Annotated in this window: 18 protein-coding genes and 4 tRNA genes; 9 read left to right on the top strand and 13 right to left on the bottom strand. The window is 41.0% G+C overall.

Annotated elements, in window-relative coordinates:
* Positions 1-16 precede the first annotated feature (16 nt).
* Both F9Y84_RS02580 and F9Y84_RS02575 read left to right on the top strand, forming a co-directional pair.
* A complete protein-coding gene (locus tag F9Y84_RS02580) occupies positions 17-1099 on the top strand; it encodes a phytanoyl-CoA dioxygenase family protein (RefSeq protein ID WP_244297261.1) in 1083 nt (360 codons plus the stop codon).
* Between the two features lie 119 nt (positions 1100-1218).
* A complete protein-coding gene (locus F9Y84_RS02575) occupies positions 1219-1683 on the top strand; it encodes a DUF3291 domain-containing protein (RefSeq protein ID WP_147390018.1) in 465 nt (154 codons plus the stop codon).
* 310 nt (positions 1684-1993) lie between these two features.
* On the opposite strand, the gene F9Y84_RS02570 is transcribed toward F9Y84_RS02575, so the two are convergent.
* Positions 1994-3184, bottom strand: coding sequence for a class I SAM-dependent methyltransferase (locus tag F9Y84_RS02570; protein ID WP_147390019.1), 1191 nt, complete (start codon positions 3182-3184; stop codon positions 1994-1996).
* A gap of 199 nt (positions 3185-3383) precedes the next feature.
* Here F9Y84_RS02570 and F9Y84_RS02565 point away from each other — a divergent pair, with 199 nt between their 5' ends.
* Positions 3384-4025 (top strand): HD domain-containing protein, encoded by a 642-nt coding sequence (locus F9Y84_RS02565; RefSeq protein WP_128729708.1) that lies wholly within the window; start codon positions 3384-3386, stop codon positions 4023-4025.
* A 109-nt stretch (positions 4026-4134) separates the two neighbouring features.
* On the opposite strand, the gene F9Y84_RS02560 is transcribed toward F9Y84_RS02565, so the two are convergent.
* On the bottom strand, positions 4135-5115 hold the full coding sequence (locus tag F9Y84_RS02560) for an ion channel (RefSeq protein WP_147390020.1): 981 nt from the start codon (positions 5113-5115) through the stop codon (positions 4135-4137).
* Positions 5116-5378: 263 nt separating this feature from the next.
* Between F9Y84_RS02560 and F9Y84_RS02555 the strand changes: the two genes are divergently transcribed.
* Positions 5379-5996: a M48 family metallopeptidase gene (locus F9Y84_RS02555; protein WP_244297263.1), complete on the top strand. Its 618-nt coding sequence runs from the start codon at positions 5379-5381 to the stop codon at positions 5994-5996.
* A gap of 10 nt (positions 5997-6006) precedes the next feature.
* Here the strand turns inward: F9Y84_RS02555 and F9Y84_RS02550 are convergent, their stop codons facing one another.
* Positions 6007-6408, bottom strand: coding sequence for a helix-turn-helix domain-containing protein (locus tag F9Y84_RS02550; protein ID WP_128729711.1), 402 nt, complete (start codon positions 6406-6408; stop codon positions 6007-6009).
* 71 nt (positions 6409-6479) lie between these two features.
* Here F9Y84_RS02550 and F9Y84_RS02545 point away from each other — a divergent pair, with 71 nt between their 5' ends.
* A complete protein-coding gene (locus tag F9Y84_RS02545; protein WP_128729712.1) occupies positions 6480-6971 on the top strand; it encodes a DUF2938 domain-containing protein in 492 nt (163 codons plus the stop codon).
* Between the two features lie 46 nt (positions 6972-7017).
* Here the strand turns inward: F9Y84_RS02545 and F9Y84_RS02540 are convergent.
* The 4 genes from F9Y84_RS02540 to F9Y84_RS02525 all read right to left on the bottom strand — a co-directional run bounded on the left by F9Y84_RS02540 (position 7018) and on the right by F9Y84_RS02525 (position 7434).
* Positions 7018-7102, bottom strand: a tRNA-Tyr gene (locus F9Y84_RS02540).
* 24 nt (positions 7103-7126) lie between these two features.
* Positions 7127-7211, bottom strand: a tRNA-Tyr gene (locus F9Y84_RS02535).
* A gap of 28 nt (positions 7212-7239) precedes the next feature.
* Positions 7240-7324, bottom strand: a tRNA-Tyr gene (locus F9Y84_RS02530).
* 25 nt (positions 7325-7349) lie between these two features.
* A tRNA-Tyr gene (locus F9Y84_RS02525) sits at positions 7350-7434 on the bottom strand.
* 112 nt (positions 7435-7546) lie between these two features.
* On the opposite strand from F9Y84_RS02525, the gene F9Y84_RS02520 reads away from it, so the two are divergent.
* The gene (locus tag F9Y84_RS02520) at positions 7547-8068 is read left to right on the top strand and encodes a VC2046/SO_2500 family protein (protein ID WP_147391155.1); all 522 of its coding nucleotides are present in this window, start codon (positions 7547-7549) and stop codon (positions 8066-8068) included.
* Positions 8069-8319: 251 nt separating this feature from the next.
* Here the strand turns inward: F9Y84_RS02520 and F9Y84_RS02515 are convergent, their stop codons facing one another.
* From F9Y84_RS02515 to F9Y84_RS02505, 3 genes are all read right to left on the bottom strand, one after another.
* The gene (locus F9Y84_RS02515; protein ID WP_252095509.1) at positions 8320-8781 is read right to left on the bottom strand and encodes a YchJ family protein; all 462 of its coding nucleotides are present in this window, start codon (positions 8779-8781) and stop codon (positions 8320-8322) included.
* A 42-nt stretch (positions 8782-8823) separates the two neighbouring features.
* On the bottom strand, positions 8824-9219 hold the full coding sequence (locus tag F9Y84_RS02510; RefSeq protein ID WP_147391156.1) for a hypothetical protein: 396 nt from the start codon (positions 9217-9219) through the stop codon (positions 8824-8826).
* A gap of 480 nt (positions 9220-9699) precedes the next feature.
* The gene (locus tag F9Y84_RS02505) at positions 9700-10149 is read right to left on the bottom strand and encodes a tetratricopeptide repeat protein (RefSeq protein ID WP_125254305.1); all 450 of its coding nucleotides are present in this window, start codon (positions 10147-10149) and stop codon (positions 9700-9702) included.
* Between the two features lie 122 nt (positions 10150-10271).
* Here F9Y84_RS02505 and F9Y84_RS02500 point away from each other — a divergent pair, with 122 nt between their 5' ends.
* On the top strand, positions 10272-11561 hold the full coding sequence (locus tag F9Y84_RS02500; protein ID WP_128731055.1) for an NCS2 family permease: 1290 nt from the start codon (positions 10272-10274) through the stop codon (positions 11559-11561).
* A gap of 301 nt (positions 11562-11862) precedes the next feature.
* On the opposite strand, the gene F9Y84_RS02495 is transcribed toward F9Y84_RS02500, so the two are convergent.
* A complete protein-coding gene (locus F9Y84_RS02495; RefSeq protein ID WP_125254303.1) occupies positions 11863-12624 on the bottom strand; it encodes a hypothetical protein in 762 nt (253 codons plus the stop codon).
* A gap of 650 nt (positions 12625-13274) precedes the next feature.
* Between F9Y84_RS02495 and cysB the strand changes: the two genes are divergently transcribed.
* On the top strand, positions 13275-14252 hold the full coding sequence (gene cysB / locus F9Y84_RS02490; RefSeq protein WP_125254302.1) for an HTH-type transcriptional regulator CysB: 978 nt from the start codon (positions 13275-13277) through the stop codon (positions 14250-14252).
* 438 nt (positions 14253-14690) lie between these two features.
* Here the strand turns inward: cysB and queC are convergent, their stop codons facing one another.
* Positions 14691-15347, bottom strand: coding sequence for a 7-cyano-7-deazaguanine synthase QueC (gene queC / locus F9Y84_RS02485; RefSeq protein ID WP_128731056.1), 657 nt, complete (start codon positions 15345-15347; stop codon positions 14691-14693).
* 123 nt (positions 15348-15470) lie between these two features.
* Between queC and queE the strand changes: the two genes are divergently transcribed.
* Entirely contained in the window at positions 15471-16136 is a 666-nt protein-coding gene (queE, locus tag F9Y84_RS02480; RefSeq protein ID WP_147391157.1) for a 7-carboxy-7-deazaguanine synthase QueE, read from the top strand.
* A 259-nt stretch (positions 16137-16395) separates the two neighbouring features.
* On the opposite strand, the gene F9Y84_RS02475 is transcribed toward queE, so the two are convergent.
* A complete protein-coding gene (locus F9Y84_RS02475) occupies positions 16396-17295 on the bottom strand; it encodes a substrate-binding periplasmic protein (protein ID WP_125254299.1) in 900 nt (299 codons plus the stop codon).
* Positions 17296-17505 lie beyond the last annotated feature (210 nt).

Below are 17505 nucleotides of genomic sequence, written 5' to 3'. Positions count from 1 at the left end.
GGTAAATCAGAGCAATGTGCCAGATAAGTCTATATTTAGGATCATTAATGGCATTGATATATATCAGAATAAAAAGGATGTAGTTGTTGTAATGCGAGAATCCACACCAAATCAGAAGCTGTATCGGTTGCCAATTTTAGACAGGATATGGAGTGAAGCAAATTGCCAAGTTATGAACAAAGAGCAGCGTTTTGTGCCAGTTGATTTTGCGCTTGCTAAAACCGTTTTTGACATCATAGGTATTAGTCAGGATCAAGCACATAAGTTAAAGTATCAGTATGCGCATAGCTATACACAGTTTGTCGAAGCGATTATAAAATTAGCACCACAAACTACGGAAAAAGTCGAATTACTACAGCATATTACGTGTGGAGCTTCGTGTCCGCAAAGTTACCATAATAAACTAAATACGGTAAAACAGATGGCTGATGTATTGTCTGCCGACGATCTAGCATGCTGGAATACAAACGGCTATGTTGTCGTCAAAAATGCGATTAGTCCATCAAACTGCCAGCGTGCCTTAAGCGTGATTTGCGATTTTTTAGAAGTTGATATAAATAATCCCGATACTTGGTATAACTTGGATGGTGACAAGATCAGTAAAACGATGGTGCACTTAGTACAGCATAGTGCTCTAGAAGAAAACAGAAACGCGGTAAGAATACATAAAGCCTTTAGTCAATTATGGCAAACTGAACGTTTACAAGTATCTGCTGATAGATGCGGTTTTAACCCACCTGAAACCGTAAATGATGTTTATCAGGGGACTGACCTTCATTGGGATCTCGATTTTTCTCAGCCGCTCTCTTTTGGCACCCAGGGTATTTTGTACTTATCAGATACATCTCAAGACCAAGGTGCCACTACGGTTGTACCAGGGTTTCATCATAGACTTGCCAATTGGCTCGATGATATGCCATTTGATCCCAATCAACCTCGTCCAGATTATTTTCACCAACAAGGCTCTCAAGCAATTGCTGCTAATGCAGGTGACTTGGTAATTTGGCATCATTTTTTGCCCCATGGCGGCAGCCCGAACAAAGCCACCATGCCAAGGATCGTACAATACATTAATATGCAACCGTTACAGACGGTTTAAGAGGTGAAAAAATCTAAATTTAACAGTTTTTACTCTGAGTGAACTTAGTGTTAACATCGCTGATGTAATGAGCGTTGCAGTTAACGTCATAAATAGTTGATATAACACAAGGATCTCCGATGCGACTTGCTTTCTTTAGTATATTTACAACTAAAAGTCCAACAAATGGCGCGTTGCGTAAACTAGATAGGAATAGCCTTAAGCAGCTCAACTCACTGGCAGAGAGTAGTCCGGGTTTTGTGTGGCACATGGGTGAAGATTGCGAGTCTGTGGCAGCGACAGATTTATTTGGTTGTACTGATGTGCTTGTTACTTTGGTCGTCTGGCGCTCAGAGAGAGCCTTGAGGGAATTTATGTCTCACTCTCTTTGCCAAAAGGTGTTTAGCCGTTCAACCGTCTTTTTAGATGGCGCAGATCCAGAACATTACGTTGTTTGGCGCTTAGACAATGATACGCTACCTACTTTACATGAAGCTAAGGCGAGACTTGATTATTTACGTCGTTTTGGTAGTTCAGACTATGCGTTCAATTGTAATGGATATAGCGAATATCAACTATCATCGCAACAGGATCTGTTAGCGTGACACCTTGAAGCCATAAAACGTATTGCGCTTTTTATGCCGTATAGTTGTAGGGATATATTAGGGCTTGTTGGCCCACAAGGATGTGGGGTAAGGTGATTTTGCGGGAGCACAGAGCCTTTATCGCCTGACTCACACAGCATAACAATGCTACGCAAGTGCTGCCTTCTATAAATACCAATCAAACCGCTGCAAAAACAAATTTGAAGGAGCAACAGGGTCTGGTATTGACCAGAGTAAGTACTGTAGCAACTGGTGTTTTTTATCACCGAGTCACTGCTTTTTACTTACTCTGGTTGGCTTAATACTATTTTTAGTAGACTTTACAAATCAGTCCTTTTAGATAAAAGCCCTCGGGATAGTTACCTGCAATAGGGTGATCAGCTGCTTGGTTTAAACGCTCCATGATAAGTAACTCTCTTCCTGCATCCAAAGCGGCATCTGCAACGACTTTTTGAAACAGGTTTTGTTCCATTAAGCCCGAGCACGAAAATGTTAACAAAGTCCCGCCTGGCTTTAGAATTTGCATCGCAATCATATTGATATCTTTATAACCACGACATGCTCCAGTAAGTTGTGCTTTGCTCTCTGCAAATTTGGGTGGATCCATTACGATGGTATCAAATTGACGGCCTTCATCTCGATATTGTCGTAGCAATTTGAACACATCTTGTTTAACAAACTCTGCCCGTGAAATATCTAACGCGTTGTGTTCGACATTTCGTTTTGCGGTGTCAAGCGCTGGTTGTGATACATCGACGTTAATGACCTTAGCACAGCCACCACGTAGCGCATACAGGCCAAAAGTGCCCGTGTAGCAAAAGCAATTTAGCACTTCTTTGTCTTTAACAAATCGCTCAAGGGCTGCTCTACTATCTCGCTGGTCTAAATAAAACCCAGTTTTGTGTCCAGAAATAATATCGACTTCAATTTTTAGGCCATTTTCATTGATGATAACTGGGTTTTTGGGCGCATCCCCTAGAAGGGGCCCGGTGATTTTGTCTAAGCCTTCTTTTTTGCGTACATCTACATCAGAACGCTCATAGACATGGCATTCAGGGAACAATGACTTAAGCGCCATGACAATTTCGCCTTTGTGACGCTCTGCACCAGCACTGAGTAATTGACAAACCAAGTAGTTATCAAATTTGTCAATTGTTACTCCAGGAAGGCCATCTGATTCTGCTGCACATAGACGAAATCCAGTTAACTCACCTTCATCGATGACGTACTTGCGCGCGTCTAGCGCTCGAGAAAGTTTTTGCTCAAAGAAGGTTTGGTCAATATTTTGTGATTCATCAAAAGTCCAAACTCTGGCTCTGATCTGTGAATCAGGGCTGTAAGCTGCAGTTGCAAGGTATTTACCATCACTGCTGTAAATTTTGACGATATCGCCAAGTGCTGGCTTACCTTTGACTTTTTTAATAGCTTTAGAAAAAACCCAAGGGTGCTTTCTGTTCAAGGATTTTTCTCTGCCAGGTTGCAGGTATAACGCGCAAGTCATAAATTTTCTCTAATCTTTCTTGATACCTGCCATTTTAGAGAAGGGTGTGGCAACATACAACGAGTAATCACCACTCACCTAATTGAATGCTTGTACTTAGCAAATTGATATAGCGTATGATTATACTTCATGAGTCAAATCAAATATAAGGCTGTAAAGCAAAACCGTTTTGATAGAAAGTAGATAAAAGTTGAGCTTAATGACACTGAAAATACCAGAATTAGAACAAGCATGTGAAGCGTTCATGCTGACAACGCCTTGTGCAGATACAGCGCACGATCTCTCCCATATCAAGCGTGTAGTGCACGTGGCTAAATTAATTTGTGACGGTGAAAAAGCCGATCCTGCTGTAGTGATCCCAGCAGCTTGGCTGCATGATTGTGTCGCAGTTGCAAAAAATCATCCTGATAGACCGCTAGCCTCAAAGCTGGCGGCGGACAAGGCGATACAGTTTTTGACCTCATTGAATTATGATCCATCTAAACTCGACGCAATTCATCATGCAATTGTCGCGCATAGTTTTAGCGCGGGCGTTGCGCCCACAACACTCGAAGCAAAAGTGGTTCAAGATGCTGATCGTATGGATGCACTGGGTGCTATCGGTATTAGCCGCTGTATGAAAGTGGGTGGTGCAATAGCTCGAAATCTTTATCATATTGATGATCCGTTTTGTACACAAAGAGTGGCGGATGACAGCAAGTACACCTTAGATCACTTTTTCATTAAGCTGTTACACATCAAAGATAATATGCATACAAAATCTGCATATCAAGAAGCAGAGCGTCGGACTCAATACATGTTAGATTTCCTAGCGCAGCTGCAATCAGAAATCACTCGCTAGCTAAGCGCTTAAGCGGCAGCAGCCTCTAATCCCATTAGCTATATATCATAACCAGCTAATCATTGTATTGGCTGGCATACTATTATACCAATGGGGTCGTAAAGGCCACCTATCTGGTCATTTTTTTAACAAAGACCACCACAAATAACGCAAGTGAAAAGCTTCCAGTAAATGCCTCGATTGCCGCGATCAGCCTAGAAATCCCCACAGGTGTGATATCGCCATAGCCTAATGTAGTAAAAGTGACGACGCTGAAATAAAAACTATTGAGTAGTGCTGTGGCATTATCTGATAAACTGTTGGTTAAATTTAACTGCATGATTTGATCTTGGAAAGAAACACCGAACAAGAAATAACAAAACGCACAGGTAATTATCATCCCAAGGCTAAAGCGGATAACGTTCTCTGGCTTTTCACCATAGCCACACAATAGATCAACGAAACTAGATATTAGGTGACGCTTTGAATATCTAGGATATTGCGCATGGCGCATACGTAGCTCTTTATACGTAAAGCGCCCAACCATCTCAAAAAGCCCTTGGTTTTCGGCACCTTTGCGCAGCAAGCGATAGATTTCTTCAGACTGTAAAAACAAATCTTCAGCCTCCTCCGTTGCTCGGTTTTTACGGGCTTCTAACGCTTGCTGTTCTTGTAATAATTGCTCTCCAAGCTCCATATTATCTATGCGTGTATTTTCTAGTTTTACGCCCAGCAGGTTCGTGTTCTCTAAGTTGCAGCAGTGGAGACTTGCTTCTCTAAGATCAGCTTTCATGAGGGAAGCATTCTTCATGGTGTTGTTGAAAAGGTGAGCACCTTTTAAGTTGGCTCGGTAAAAGTTGCTGTAAGATAAATCATAGCCGTGATGATGTTCGAAGTTTACTAAGTTGAGTCCTTCTAAATTTGCTCGCTTCAGTTCCAAGCCTTGCAGCAGTCCGCCACGCTTTGCATAACGCTCAAGCTTTTGACTCAGCTCTAAGCCGCTTTTATCAAACTTATTATCATGCCAAAAGCAGTAACCTGAGCCCATATCTATTTCACTGCACTTCTTTCCCTCAGGTGACACATATTGGCAAGTAGGTTTTTCAGCCATTGGTTGCCTAATCTAAAGTACCTTTTCACTAAGCGTAGCAGCAAAAAATAATATTTACGGTGATTTGACTAAAAATCTTTCCAATTTCTAGTGTGTTAGAAATTTATAGATAACCATAAGAGCTGAACAAGCGAAGCGTTGTTGTGTCAATTAGGTTAGCGAAATGACTTTAATGATTAACTCATACTATACTACGCACTTTCAACAGCAGAGAGTCTAATTTCTTGCAATATCTGTTAAAAAAAAGCCGAAAACGTAAGACCGTGGCCATAAAAATAAAGTCAGGTAAGGTCATAGTTTATGCACCAGAGCACATATGTGAACAATGGCTTTATAGCTGGGTAAACAGTAAATCAGATTGGATTGCATCAAAATTGGCGCAGGGCGTTGAGCATACAAAGAATAGGCCTCTTACTACGAACAAAATAGCAATATTTGGTGATAAGTTTACGATCATCAAACAAGCGCAGGCGCTTTCATTTATCGACTTTGATAAAAAGACATTGAATTTAGATGAGAGCAAAGATAGTTGGGGTGAGCTTTTAAAGTTATTGGAAATGACATTAAGTGACTATCTCGATATGGCTATCGCTAAGTACCAACCTGATATTAATGCTCAATTTGATACTTTAAAAATAAGACTATACAAAAGCCGTTGGGGAAGCTTTTCCTCAAAAGGAGTAATTGCATTTAATACCTTATTGGTTGGTGCACCCAAATGGGTCATTGAATATGTCGTGGTACATGAACTGTGTCACTATCATGTCATGGCGCATAACTCCTCGTTCTGGAGTTTGGTAAATATCCACTACGGTGAAAAGTACCAAGATGCACGTAAATACCTTAAGGAGCATGGCAGAGCATTAATGATTGAAAATTAACTTGTTCATATCAATCTCGTCTTTTTGGTCTAACTTTTCCGGCTCTTGCTAATAGCTTTTTGAATGTCGGGCACTCGAAGTGACTGGGAGCTGGACACTTTGCTGCGTGGTAAAGTCCATCCCTAACAGCGCTTAAATGCTTGATGGTATTATCCAGCTCTTCTGCTTTCTTTTGTAACTTTACGCGGTCTATATCGATGTCGCCTTGTGGCGTAAACATTGTTGCGATTTCATCTAACGAGAAGCCTGCATTACGGGCTAAGGTGATTAATGCTAGACGCTCAACAGTTGAAGGTGCAAAAACACGTTTTAAACCTTGCCGTCCAATAGAGCGGATCAAGCCTTTTTCTTCATAATACCTAAGTGTAGACGCAGGTAGCCCTGACTCTTTTACAACCGCACTGATATCCATCAATTACCTTGACTTAAAGTTAGCTTTAACTTGTAGGATAGCGTGGAAAGATCAAAATAAGGAGTGAAAACGTGGAAAAACTAGAAATTTTGTTACTCGCATCCGTTATTGGCATTGGCGCTACAATTGTTATGGACATATACGGTGCTCTGTTAATGCGAATATTTGCGATTGCGCGATTGGACTATGCCTTGCTCGGTCGATGGGTTGGGCACTTTTTAAAAGGAAAAGTGAGCCATAATGGAATTGCTCGAAGTGCGCCTATTGCAAGAGAAACCATACTGGGATGGTTGGTTCATTATGTAACTGGGGTGGTTTTTGTATTTTTATTTCTTGTATATCAAGGAAAGGCTTGGGTTTATAATCCAGACCTTTGGTCTGTTCTGGCTTTTGGTGCGTTAACAACTGTTTTTCCCTATTTCATTATGCAGCCATGCTTTGGAATGGGGATCGCGGCATCTAAATTACCTAACCCACAAAAAGCGAGAGTAAAAACGTTAGCTACGCATCTAGTTTTTGGTGCTGGGATGTATTTCAGTACAATTGCTCTTACTTCGTTCTGAAGTTATGCAATGTATTCTTAATTTTGCTAAGGCTTTTTTGAATGGATGGTGGAGGGAGCTGGATTCGAACCAGCGAAGGCAGAGCCGTCAGATTTACAGTCTGATCCCTTTGGCCGCTCGGGAACCCCTCCTAGATGGAGATATGCTTTGAAAAATGGTGGAGGGAGCTGGATTCGAACCAGCGAAGGCAGAGCCGTCAGATTTACAGTCTGATCCCTTTGGCCGCTCGGGAACCCCTCCATATTTTTAAAGCGTTACAATTTGTGAATGGTGGAGGGAGCTGGATTCGAACCAGCGAAGGCAGAGCCGTCAGATTTACAGTCTGATCCCTTTGGCCGCTCGGGAACCCCTCCTGAACAAATTGTAGGTGTTGTTTGATGGTGGAGGGAGCTGGATTCGAACCAGCGAAGGCAGAGCCGTCAGATTTACAGTCTGATCCCTTTGGCCGCTCGGGAACCCCTCCTAAACAACGGCGGTGATAATAACAAAGTTTTTTTCGAAGTAAAGAAAAGTACTAAAGTTTTTCTGAAAAATGTCGATATATTCTTAAACGGTAAAATAATCGGTTGGAATACATGCAAATTGATGGCATTTTAATCTCAGAGTCGCAACTAGGATCAGCGTTGAACGTTTGTGTTCATGAAACGCGTTCAGCTGACTTTGCAATGCTGTTGTCTATGTTATCAACAGACGCACTAGATTTTAGCCAATTTCATTTACCAAAATCCGAACAAAGTGAGAAAGACAGCTCCGAGGCAGCGTTAAAAAGACAATTTGAAATTGGCCCTCAAAAACCCTTTGCTCCTGAACAGTACAATATGCTTATTGGGCAGCATAATGCACAGCTCATTGCTTCTGGTGCGATGACAACATTCAGGCTGAAAGAAAACTTACACCCCGAGCCTCTTGCAGCGCGGAATGACAAAAAACATATTCCACTGGAAGTTGTTGAAAACCTTGAACCTGCAGCTAAAAATAGGCTTGCTAAATCGTTGGGTAAGCTCACGCTTGTGGCAGACAAACAACTAGATGCTGCGGCATTTTATGATCAGGTCGCAGCGGGGGGAATGCAAGAAATGCTGCGTACTAGTGCCTAAGCTCTGTGAAATCTCGCGGATCTGTTCACACCACCTTGTACATTTTGCCCTTATTTTACCGCACCAGCATCAATACCAATAAAATAGCCTAGTTATCGACAATATTTCCTTACTTCAAAATAGCTTTCTTGATTAAGATAATTGGTGTGCGTCCACTATTTTTAACTCAAATAGTTCAGCTTGAGCATGCAATAAGACTCATCATTATAGGGTTATGGCAAGCTGAGGCAAATACGCGGGGCTGAGATTGCTCAAGTGGCATGGCACTTTTTGTACTTCTTATTACTACCACACGGACAAAGGTCATTCCTCCCAACTTTAGTAACTGGTGTGTCATAAAGCTCACCGTCAACGTATTTCCATGCTCCTTGTTCAACGATAAAGTTTGACCTTTCATGTAAGGTATAGAGACAATTTTCAGCAATATAATATGCTTTGAACTCAACAACTCCCGATGGTTCATTTGCTATTTCTTCGAGCACCTCAAGTTTGATGAACTTGGCATAGTCTGCAAAAGCAGCAATATCTCCAACACTATTATCAGGCCGTTTTGCGGAACTATATGTATTATGGATGTAATCTGCATCTTTAACACAATACGCACTGTAGCGAGAGCGCATTAATTTTTGAGGTGTTTCTGCGGTTTTTACACCAGTTATATAGGGTTCACAACATTGTGAATATGAAGTAGAAGAGTTGCAATAGCAAAACATAGTGACATTTTATCTGAGGTTATGTCTCGCTATTGTAGCGTTTTACATACCTTGAAAACAATGGATTATGACATCAGAAGCCGGAAGCTGCATCTCTTTGATTGCCATCGCTGATGAAAAGTCTTTCCACAATACGACTGACGCAAAATTTCCGTTGCTGATAGCACTTTTAAGCACGTACTCAAGGTCATAAATATGTTTTTTCCTAATCACTAGTAGCTTACTCGTATCAACAGAACCACTCTCTAGTAAAGATTTGTTAGGTACGTTGTCCGGAGCGATGAGCAATGTCCAAGCATGTTTGTTTTGGCATGTATGTAAGACTTTTAATAGCGCAAGACTTGCGGTAATTTCATCTTCTACCCACACTTCATTTATGCGATTTGCTGCATTGTACGTAGTAGGTGTTGCGATGAGAGATGCGTCGGTACGTAACATAATTAACTCACTGGCTATTTATACAGTATGTGTATACAGTAGTTTATACAGTTGTTTAATGCAAGAACAATTGTGAATTTTTTAGACAACTCTACCCAGGCAGCACCAAGTTCAATGCGTCGAACGCAAGCTTTTTTATTTAACCTTAGATTATTTCAATAATCCGTGGTTTGGATATGCAAAGAGGTAACTTATAGTTTTTAAATAACTCTTAATTGACTCTCTTGTTTCAGCTGTTGAAGTATTAACCATCTGAAAATGAAGATATAATAAGTCTATTGTGTTTTACATTGCTAATGTTTGTGGATGCCAAAATATCAATTAAGTCAGTCAAATTGTTTCTACGGACGTGTAATAACGGTGGGTGTACGACAGACAACATGGGTTAAAGTGTTAGATATTTTGCAGTGACTGTTTCTTAGTATGACGCATTTGAAACCGTCACTGTGGCGCGTGAGTCAGTGAGTTCGTTTGCAATAGCTAGCGGCTTATATGCTGAAGTTGATGAATTTGTTCGTAAAGCGTTGCCGCGTAACATTGGGCATCGCGATAGCGTTTAGTCGTCAGAAACCTTCTCACATCCTGTAGTACTTGCTCAGCCCCTTTATGACCTTGGCTACTTGCCAGAGTAAGCCATGCTGCTGCATGAAACGGACTAGGTGGAACGCCTTGACCTTTCATAAATAGTAATCCCAAAAAGAACTGTGCTTTTAATTCTCCCGACATGGCTGCTAAACGTAGCCACTTTGCTGCAAGTGGAAAGGACTTTTCTTTTAAATAATATAAACCTTTCTTCAGCGCTTGTGCATTATCAAGGGTATCTGGAAATTTTGCATCTGCTGTTAATGGTGAAGTGACAAATTCAAGCACATTCAGCAGCTGCTGCTCTAAATCATGATTTGCTGAGTTATCAGTGCTGTTTTGATCCATATCTATATTCGCAATAATATTTATAAGCAGAGTGTAGCTGAATTTTAACTAATTTGTCCGAGTTTTAAAGTGATTCGTGTTAAAATCCAACCACTTGTTCCTCTAAATCGTAAATTATACTTATGCTCGAACGCTTATTTTCACTACAAGCCATGCACACCAATGTAAAAACGGAGGTGATCGCAGGCTTAACGACATTTGTCACCATGGTTTATATTGTCTTTGTTAACCCAGCAATGCTTGCAGAAGCAGGAATGGATCATGGCGCTGCTTTTGTGGCAACTTGTATCGCAGCTGCAATTGGTTGCTTTATCATGGGGTTATGGGCTAATTACCCATTGGCATTAGCGCCAGGTATGGGGTTAAATGCTTTTTTCACTTATGGTGTAGTACTTGGCATGGGATACACTTGGCAAAGTGCCTTAGGTGCCGTTTTCATGTCTGGCTGCCTTTTTTTGTTATTGAGTATATTCAAAATAAGAGAATGGGTAATTCAAGCAATACCTCTCGTTTTAAAACGCGCGATTGCAGCTGGTATTGGCGCGTTTTTGGCCTTGATAGCGCTTAAAAATGCGCAAATTATTGTGGCCAGTCCTGCCACCTTAGTACAACTTGGTGATATTACCTCTCCTGGACCTTTATTAGCCATTGCGAGTTTCTTTGTTATCGCAGCGTTGATGTATCGCGAAGTTAAAAGCGGCGTTTTGATTAGCATTTTGCTAGTAACCGTTATTGCATGGTGGATGGGCTTGGTTGACTACCATGGAGTCGTAGATATACCACCAAGTATAGCGCCCACTTATATGCAGTTAGACTTAAGCGGAATTTTTGAGCTCTCAATGCTAAGTGTTGTTTTTGCATTCTTATTCGTAGATTTATTTGATACCAGTGGCACACTTGTGGCAGTTACTCAAAAAGCGGGGTTGTCTGATGAACATGGCAGAATGCCGCGTTTAGGTCGAGCGCTTTCTGCCGATAGCACGGCAACAATAGCCGGCTCGGTTCTAGGTACGTCAACGACAACATCGTATATTGAGTCGGTCTCGGGAGTCTCAGTAGGCGGGCGTACAGGCTTAACTGCCGTTGTTGTTGGTTTATGCTTTTTGTTAATGATGTTTTTTGCGCCTTTAGCTCAAATGGTTCCTGCTTATGCGACTGCCGGGGCAATATTGTATGTTTCTGTCTTGATGCTGCAAAACTTAAAGCTGATTAACTGGGATGAAATGAGTGATGCTATACCTGTGAGTGTCGTGTTGTTAATGACGCCGCTGACGTTTTCTATTGCTCATGGCATCGCATTGGGCTTTATTTCCTATACAGCGGTAAAATTGATGTGTAATAAAGCCAATGAAATAAGTATCAGTGTCTGGATATTGACCTTTTTGTTTATTATCAAGTTTGCAGTGACATAACCAACACGCAATATATAACTAATTAACTTGAGGTTGGGATAAGGAATGAGCTAACTCATTGTTGCTAGAGCACAGCTTAGTTTTGTTCCTTGTCTAGACCTGAGAGTTTTAGGGAAAACATCGCTTCCGCTAAGGTAGCTACATTATATAGACAAGGCGAGTTTACGCACCACTAGTTGGCTGTTAGAAGTGAATTTAACGCAGTCAGCGCTAACTGGCTGCTAGAAAGGTATTAATTATCAGAAGCTCAGGTTTATTAGTAAAAGGCTGGATTGCCAACCTTTTACTTAAAACTCTGGGATCACCACTTCTTCTTAGGCGCAAACAAAACGTCTAAATCATCTTGTTCTTGTTCTGCTTTCTTTTTCACAGCCGATGCGTTAGAGGCTCTAAGCTCGCTACTTATCTCTTCCAAATAGCTTTCAAGCTGTGCTTTTTTTTCTTTTACATATTCGTCGTTATGTGAAACTGCACATATTGTCGCGTATGCTTTTTCAAAGTATTGCCTAGCAGAACCGACCATGTTTGCAGTACGTGCTGAGAGGCCTCGTTTGATTTGACTTTCTACATTTATTCTCAGTTGAAAGCGCTCAAGCCTCCGATCTTCATTTACAAATAGCTGCGTATCAACTTTACCTTTACTGTGCTCAGAGCGAAGTAACTGACGCAGCTTTTTTATCCCTTGGACTAAAGAGATAATTTGTTTGTCGTTATCGGGTAGGGCAATAGTATCAGAGTCTGCGGTCTTTTCAGGTGTAGAGTTTAAACGCTCTTGAGACTCGTGTAATCGACTTTTTAACTCTTTTGATGTTGGCGACAACTCCACCATCGCCGCAAGCGCATCGTGCACTCGACGCTGAATAATCCGAATCATCGCTTCAGACATCGGGATATTACTGCCATTCATAATGACGTCTTCGGCTTCTTCTATTACGCGCTTTTGCTTAGCAAGCTCCTTGCGCCTCTCTGCTTCTTGTTTCTCTTTATGTTGCTGGATTGCGCTCACCCACACAGCTATGACGATAAGTGCAACAATCAACATTATTATAATCGAAACAAACATACTGAAATCTCTTTCATGCAAACAACCAGTCTAATTTTTTTATCTTACATGAATTCTTACTATTCTGAACAGGTTTACGACAATTCAACGAAAAAAAAGATAAGGAATTCATCATTTTTTAGTATAGCTGATGCTAACGCGCATGCTTAATTTTAGTAAAATATAGTTGAACACTAAACAAAGGGCGTTTGAAGACTCTGAGCGTGCGCAGAAAACGAAAAGCAAAATTGAACAGGAAAATAAAGATATTTACACCTCCTCGTCTACCTCATTATAAGCAAATATGCTAGCCTAGAGCTTAAGTGTTTAAAATGTTAACGTGTCATTTTATCCTAATAGCACTTGATTTCGTTACATTAAATGTTCATGCAATGACTTGGTATCAAAGCCCAATAAGGTAAAACAGTATATTTTCTAAACCGACGCAGAGGTGATATCCGCTTTAAAACTACAAGCCGTTTTCAGTTTGTGAATTAACATCTTACGTAGTTATGACAAAGCAATGGTCCTTACGACTGACCGAAAAGCCAAGCACGTGCACTGTGTTGTTGTGGGCGAACAACAATACTATACGCTAAACTTAGCAAACTTATATAAGTCAGCCATTGGCTGATACCCGACTTAATAGAGATCATAAGAATAAAAGCAATATGAAATTACAACAATTGAGATACATCGTCGAAGTGTTGAATCACAACCTAAATGTGTCAGCAACGGCGGAAAGCTTATATACTTCTCAACCAGGTATTTCGAAGCAAGTACGTATGCTCGAGGATGAGTTGGGTGTACAAATTTTTGGCCGCAGTGGCAAACATCTAACACATGTAACTGGGGCGGGAAATGAAATAATTAATATTGCGCGCGAAATTTTGAGTAAAGTTGAGGGAATTAAGGCGGTCGCAAACGAACATACTTTACCGGATCAAGGAAAGTTAAATATCGCGACAACGCACACTCAGGCTCGCTATGCGTTGCCTCCGGTTATACAGGGGTTTATGCAAAAATACCCAGCGGTATCTTTACACATGCATCAAGGCACACCTCAGCAAATTTCTGATGCAGCGGCCCGGGGCGATGCTGATTTTGCGATTGCGACGGAAGCTTTGCACTTATATAGCGACTTGGTCATGTTACCCTGTTACCATTGGAATCGAAGTATTGTGGTCGCTAAAGATCACCCATTGGCACAAAAAGGTAAAGCATTGACGGTTCAAGATGTAGCGAAGTACCCGTTGATCACCTATGTTTTCGGTTTTACAGGTCGCTCTGAGCTTGATAAAGCATTTAATGCACATGGATTAGAGCCACATATCGTGTTTACTGCGACAGACGCTGATGTAATAAAAACCTATGTTCGTTTGGGGTTGGGGGTAGGTGTATTGGCCTCTATGGCATTGGATGAAAAGTCAGACAGCGATTTAGTTTGTATCGATGCCAGCCACCTCTTTGAAGCTAGTACCACAAAAATTGGCTTTAGAAAGGGAAGTTTTTTAAGGGGGTACATGTATGACTTTATTGAGCGGTTTGCTCCACATTTAACAAAGGATGTTGTTGAGCGGGCAAGTTTACTGCGCAATCAGGATGATATTGATAAGCTATTTGAAGGCGTTACATTACCGGTTAAGTAATGCACCTGACCTTGCATAAAAGCTTATACTTGGCTGTAGGATCTGTAATTAGCGCAAATAAGGTATGCTCGTGCTCATTTATACCAATTGTCTTAATTAAGTGATGTATTTTGAGGCGAGAAAACCTTGTCGATAACTTCGCTTCCGCGTCTTGCTCACGCCAAGGTATAGGTAAGGTCAAAATTTTTCTACTTAGTTGTTCTAAAAAGAAATTTTTAACGTAGTCAGCGTCAGATTTGACCCTTCAAATTGAACAAGTATTAAGACTAATCGGTATAACACTGAACACTGCTTTTCAACTTACGAGTAAAACAGGGAAGGGCAGTGTTTTTCGTATTGTTTTTGACAATACGAAGCAAGCTTTTTTATTATAGTTGCGTGTAGCGAAGGGGGGCTCAAGTCACTTAAATACTTTGTGCTTCCCCTTCATAAAGATGGTTACTCGTACGGGAGAGGATCCGTAGCATTGTTAAGCTCAAACGCTTCAAGGCGCTCTTGACATGCTCCACACTTTCCGCAGGCTTTCTCACGTCCATTGTAACATGTCCAAGTGTCAGCGTAATCTAATCCCATCTCTAGTCCGTCTGTTAAAATATCAATCTTCGAGTTGTTAAGGTACGGGCTCACGATTTCAACAGCGTCGTAGTTTGCGATGCGGCAAACATCATCCATTTTTTTGACAAACTCAGGACGGCAGTCAGGGTAAATAGCATGATCACCAGAATGCGCACCGTAAAATACTTTACTCGCCTGTAAAGAAACCGCATATCCAACAGCGAGAGAGAGTAAAATCATATTCCTATTAGGCACAATTGTGCTCTTCATGCTTTCCTCTTCATAGTGTCCCTCGGGGACTTCTATGTCATCGGTTAAGCTCGAGCCTGCTAGCAATTGGTTTATCGCTGAAATATCAACAACCTTATGAGCGACGCCAAGCTTTTTACAAACATTCGCGGCGACTTGTAGCTCTTTTACATGTCGTTGACCATAATTGAAAGATAATGCGTAGACTTCATGCCCCTCGTTGACGGCCTTGTTTAATACGGTGTAAGAATCCATTCCGCCAGAATAAATTACGACAACTTTTTCGCTCATAGGTGTTTTGCCTCGATTTTGATAGAGGTTTACTTCAGGGCGCGATATACTACACGGCCGCTGGGTAAATAACAATTTTCTAGCGGTAATTTTCGACAATTTTATCTTAAACACGGGGCCATTTTGTACAAGGTTAACGAAATATTCGAAACAATTCAGGGGGAGGCTAGCTTTACAGGTACACCTTCGATCTTTCTCCGTTTACAGGGATGTCCCGTAGGTTGCTCATGGTGCGATACAAAACAAACATGGGAAACAAACGATACATTCATCGTTTCCTTAAGCGAAACAGTTGAAAAAAAGGCAGATTCAGAGTTTTGGGCAAATGCCAGCGCCGATGATATTTTGGCTACATTCGAATCGCGAGGCTATCAAGCAAAGCATGTTGTTATCACCGGTGGTGAGCCTTGCATGTTTGATTTGAAGCCATTGTGTACCTTGCTTCATGATAAAGGATATAGCACACAAATCGAGACCAGTGGCACTTTCGAAATTTTAGCCCCTCAAGAGACATGGGTGACAGTATCGCCAAAGATTAATATGCGTGGCGGTTATAAAGTGTTGCCAAGCGCGATGGCTCGAGCAGATGAGATTAAACATCCTGTCGCGATGCAAAAGCATATTGAAGAGTTAGAGCGATTATTTAAAGACACTAATATTGAGCCTAAGTTAGTTTATCTTCAACCTATTAGTCAAAAAGCAAAAGCGACTAAGTTGGCGATTGACAACTGTAAGGCAAAAAACTGGCGTCTGTCTGTTCAAGTTCATAAATACCTTGGTATTAACTAACTAATTACCCCGAGTGCAGGTTAACTAGCAGCAATCCATAACAGTCAGTTTGACACATATCACGTGAATATACTTCTAATTAGGCATTTATTGGTGTTGATTTGACTACAAAATGTGTAGGCTCTTTGGTATGAGCAAAGTGATTAAAAGACTTTGGCTTCAAATTTACGATGATAATCAACTGTTTTTTGATAGCACGGAAGCTGCTAGTTAGCTAAGTCTCCATACCAATGACTTTGCTTTTAATAAATTACTAATATTAATAGCATTCACTACTAACCATATCGATCATCCTTTGTGTTTCACCACTATTTTCGAATTGATAAAGGTTGCGATTTATGTCCTTAAGTAATTCACGCCAATGGGGTTTTTGCTTACTCAATGCAAAATAGAGATGGTTGTACTGAATTGGGGGAGTAACATTTTCGATATTTCGCAATAACTCTATTTTTTCTGAACGCGGTAAATCAGAATAGTTAACCGTAAATCGAAGGACTTTAGGATCGCCGATCACCAAGTTAACACGCTTTCCAACTAGCAGCTTTACAAGCTGTAAGTCGTTTACAGCTTCAACAGTAATAAACTCACCATTGTCCATCATAGCATCAAACTCAGGGGTATTTTGATAACCTCTGACCACCCCGATGAGCTCATTCTTGACTGAATTTAAGTTACCATCAAATCTATCTTCTTCACCACGGCGTTTAAGAAACCCAATCTCACCGCCAGGAAATGCGTTAGATAATGCGAGTAACTCTCGACGAGTTTTGTCTTTGTGATTATCCGATGGCGCTGAATCTTCAATATAATACTCAGGAAAGAGAATATCGGCTTTGCCTGTTTCAACGGCTCTTACTGCTCGTGCCCAAGGTAAAAACTCAACAAAAACTTGATAGTCTAAATCTGTCAGAACGGCCACCGCAAATTGAAAAGCCCATCCTTTATTACACAGATCCGCACCGATGTATGGTGGCCAATCGAGTGTAACAAGGTGAATGAGAGGTTTTTTGGCTTTTTTATTATATAGATAGCCACCTTGATATTTCTCACCTGCAACAATCCTAAACTGTCCCTCTTTAAAGTAGGCTACATTCAAATTCTCGGCGTAGCTGCTGTTGTTTAGAAAGAAAAGAAATACAAGAATGAAGGCTCTAACCATGATCTAAACCGTAAAAGTAAAAGATAGCTAAAGTGTAGTGAAGGGAATTAAAAGGAACAACTTAAAAAATAAAAGGGCACCTAGGCCAATGCCAGTCAGTTAAGCTGACTGGCATTTCTTTTTTTATATGGGTACTTTGATGGCTTAGGCTTTATCGCTCTTGGATACTGCCTATCTTCTCTTCTAGGTGGCAGTTTAAATAGTCTTAGC

Source organism: Pseudoalteromonas peptidolytica, from assembly GCF_012641745.1.
GTDB lineage: Bacteria > Pseudomonadota > Gammaproteobacteria > Enterobacterales > Alteromonadaceae > Pseudoalteromonas > Pseudoalteromonas peptidolytica.
This window is presented reverse-complemented; position numbering and strand designations above follow the sequence as displayed.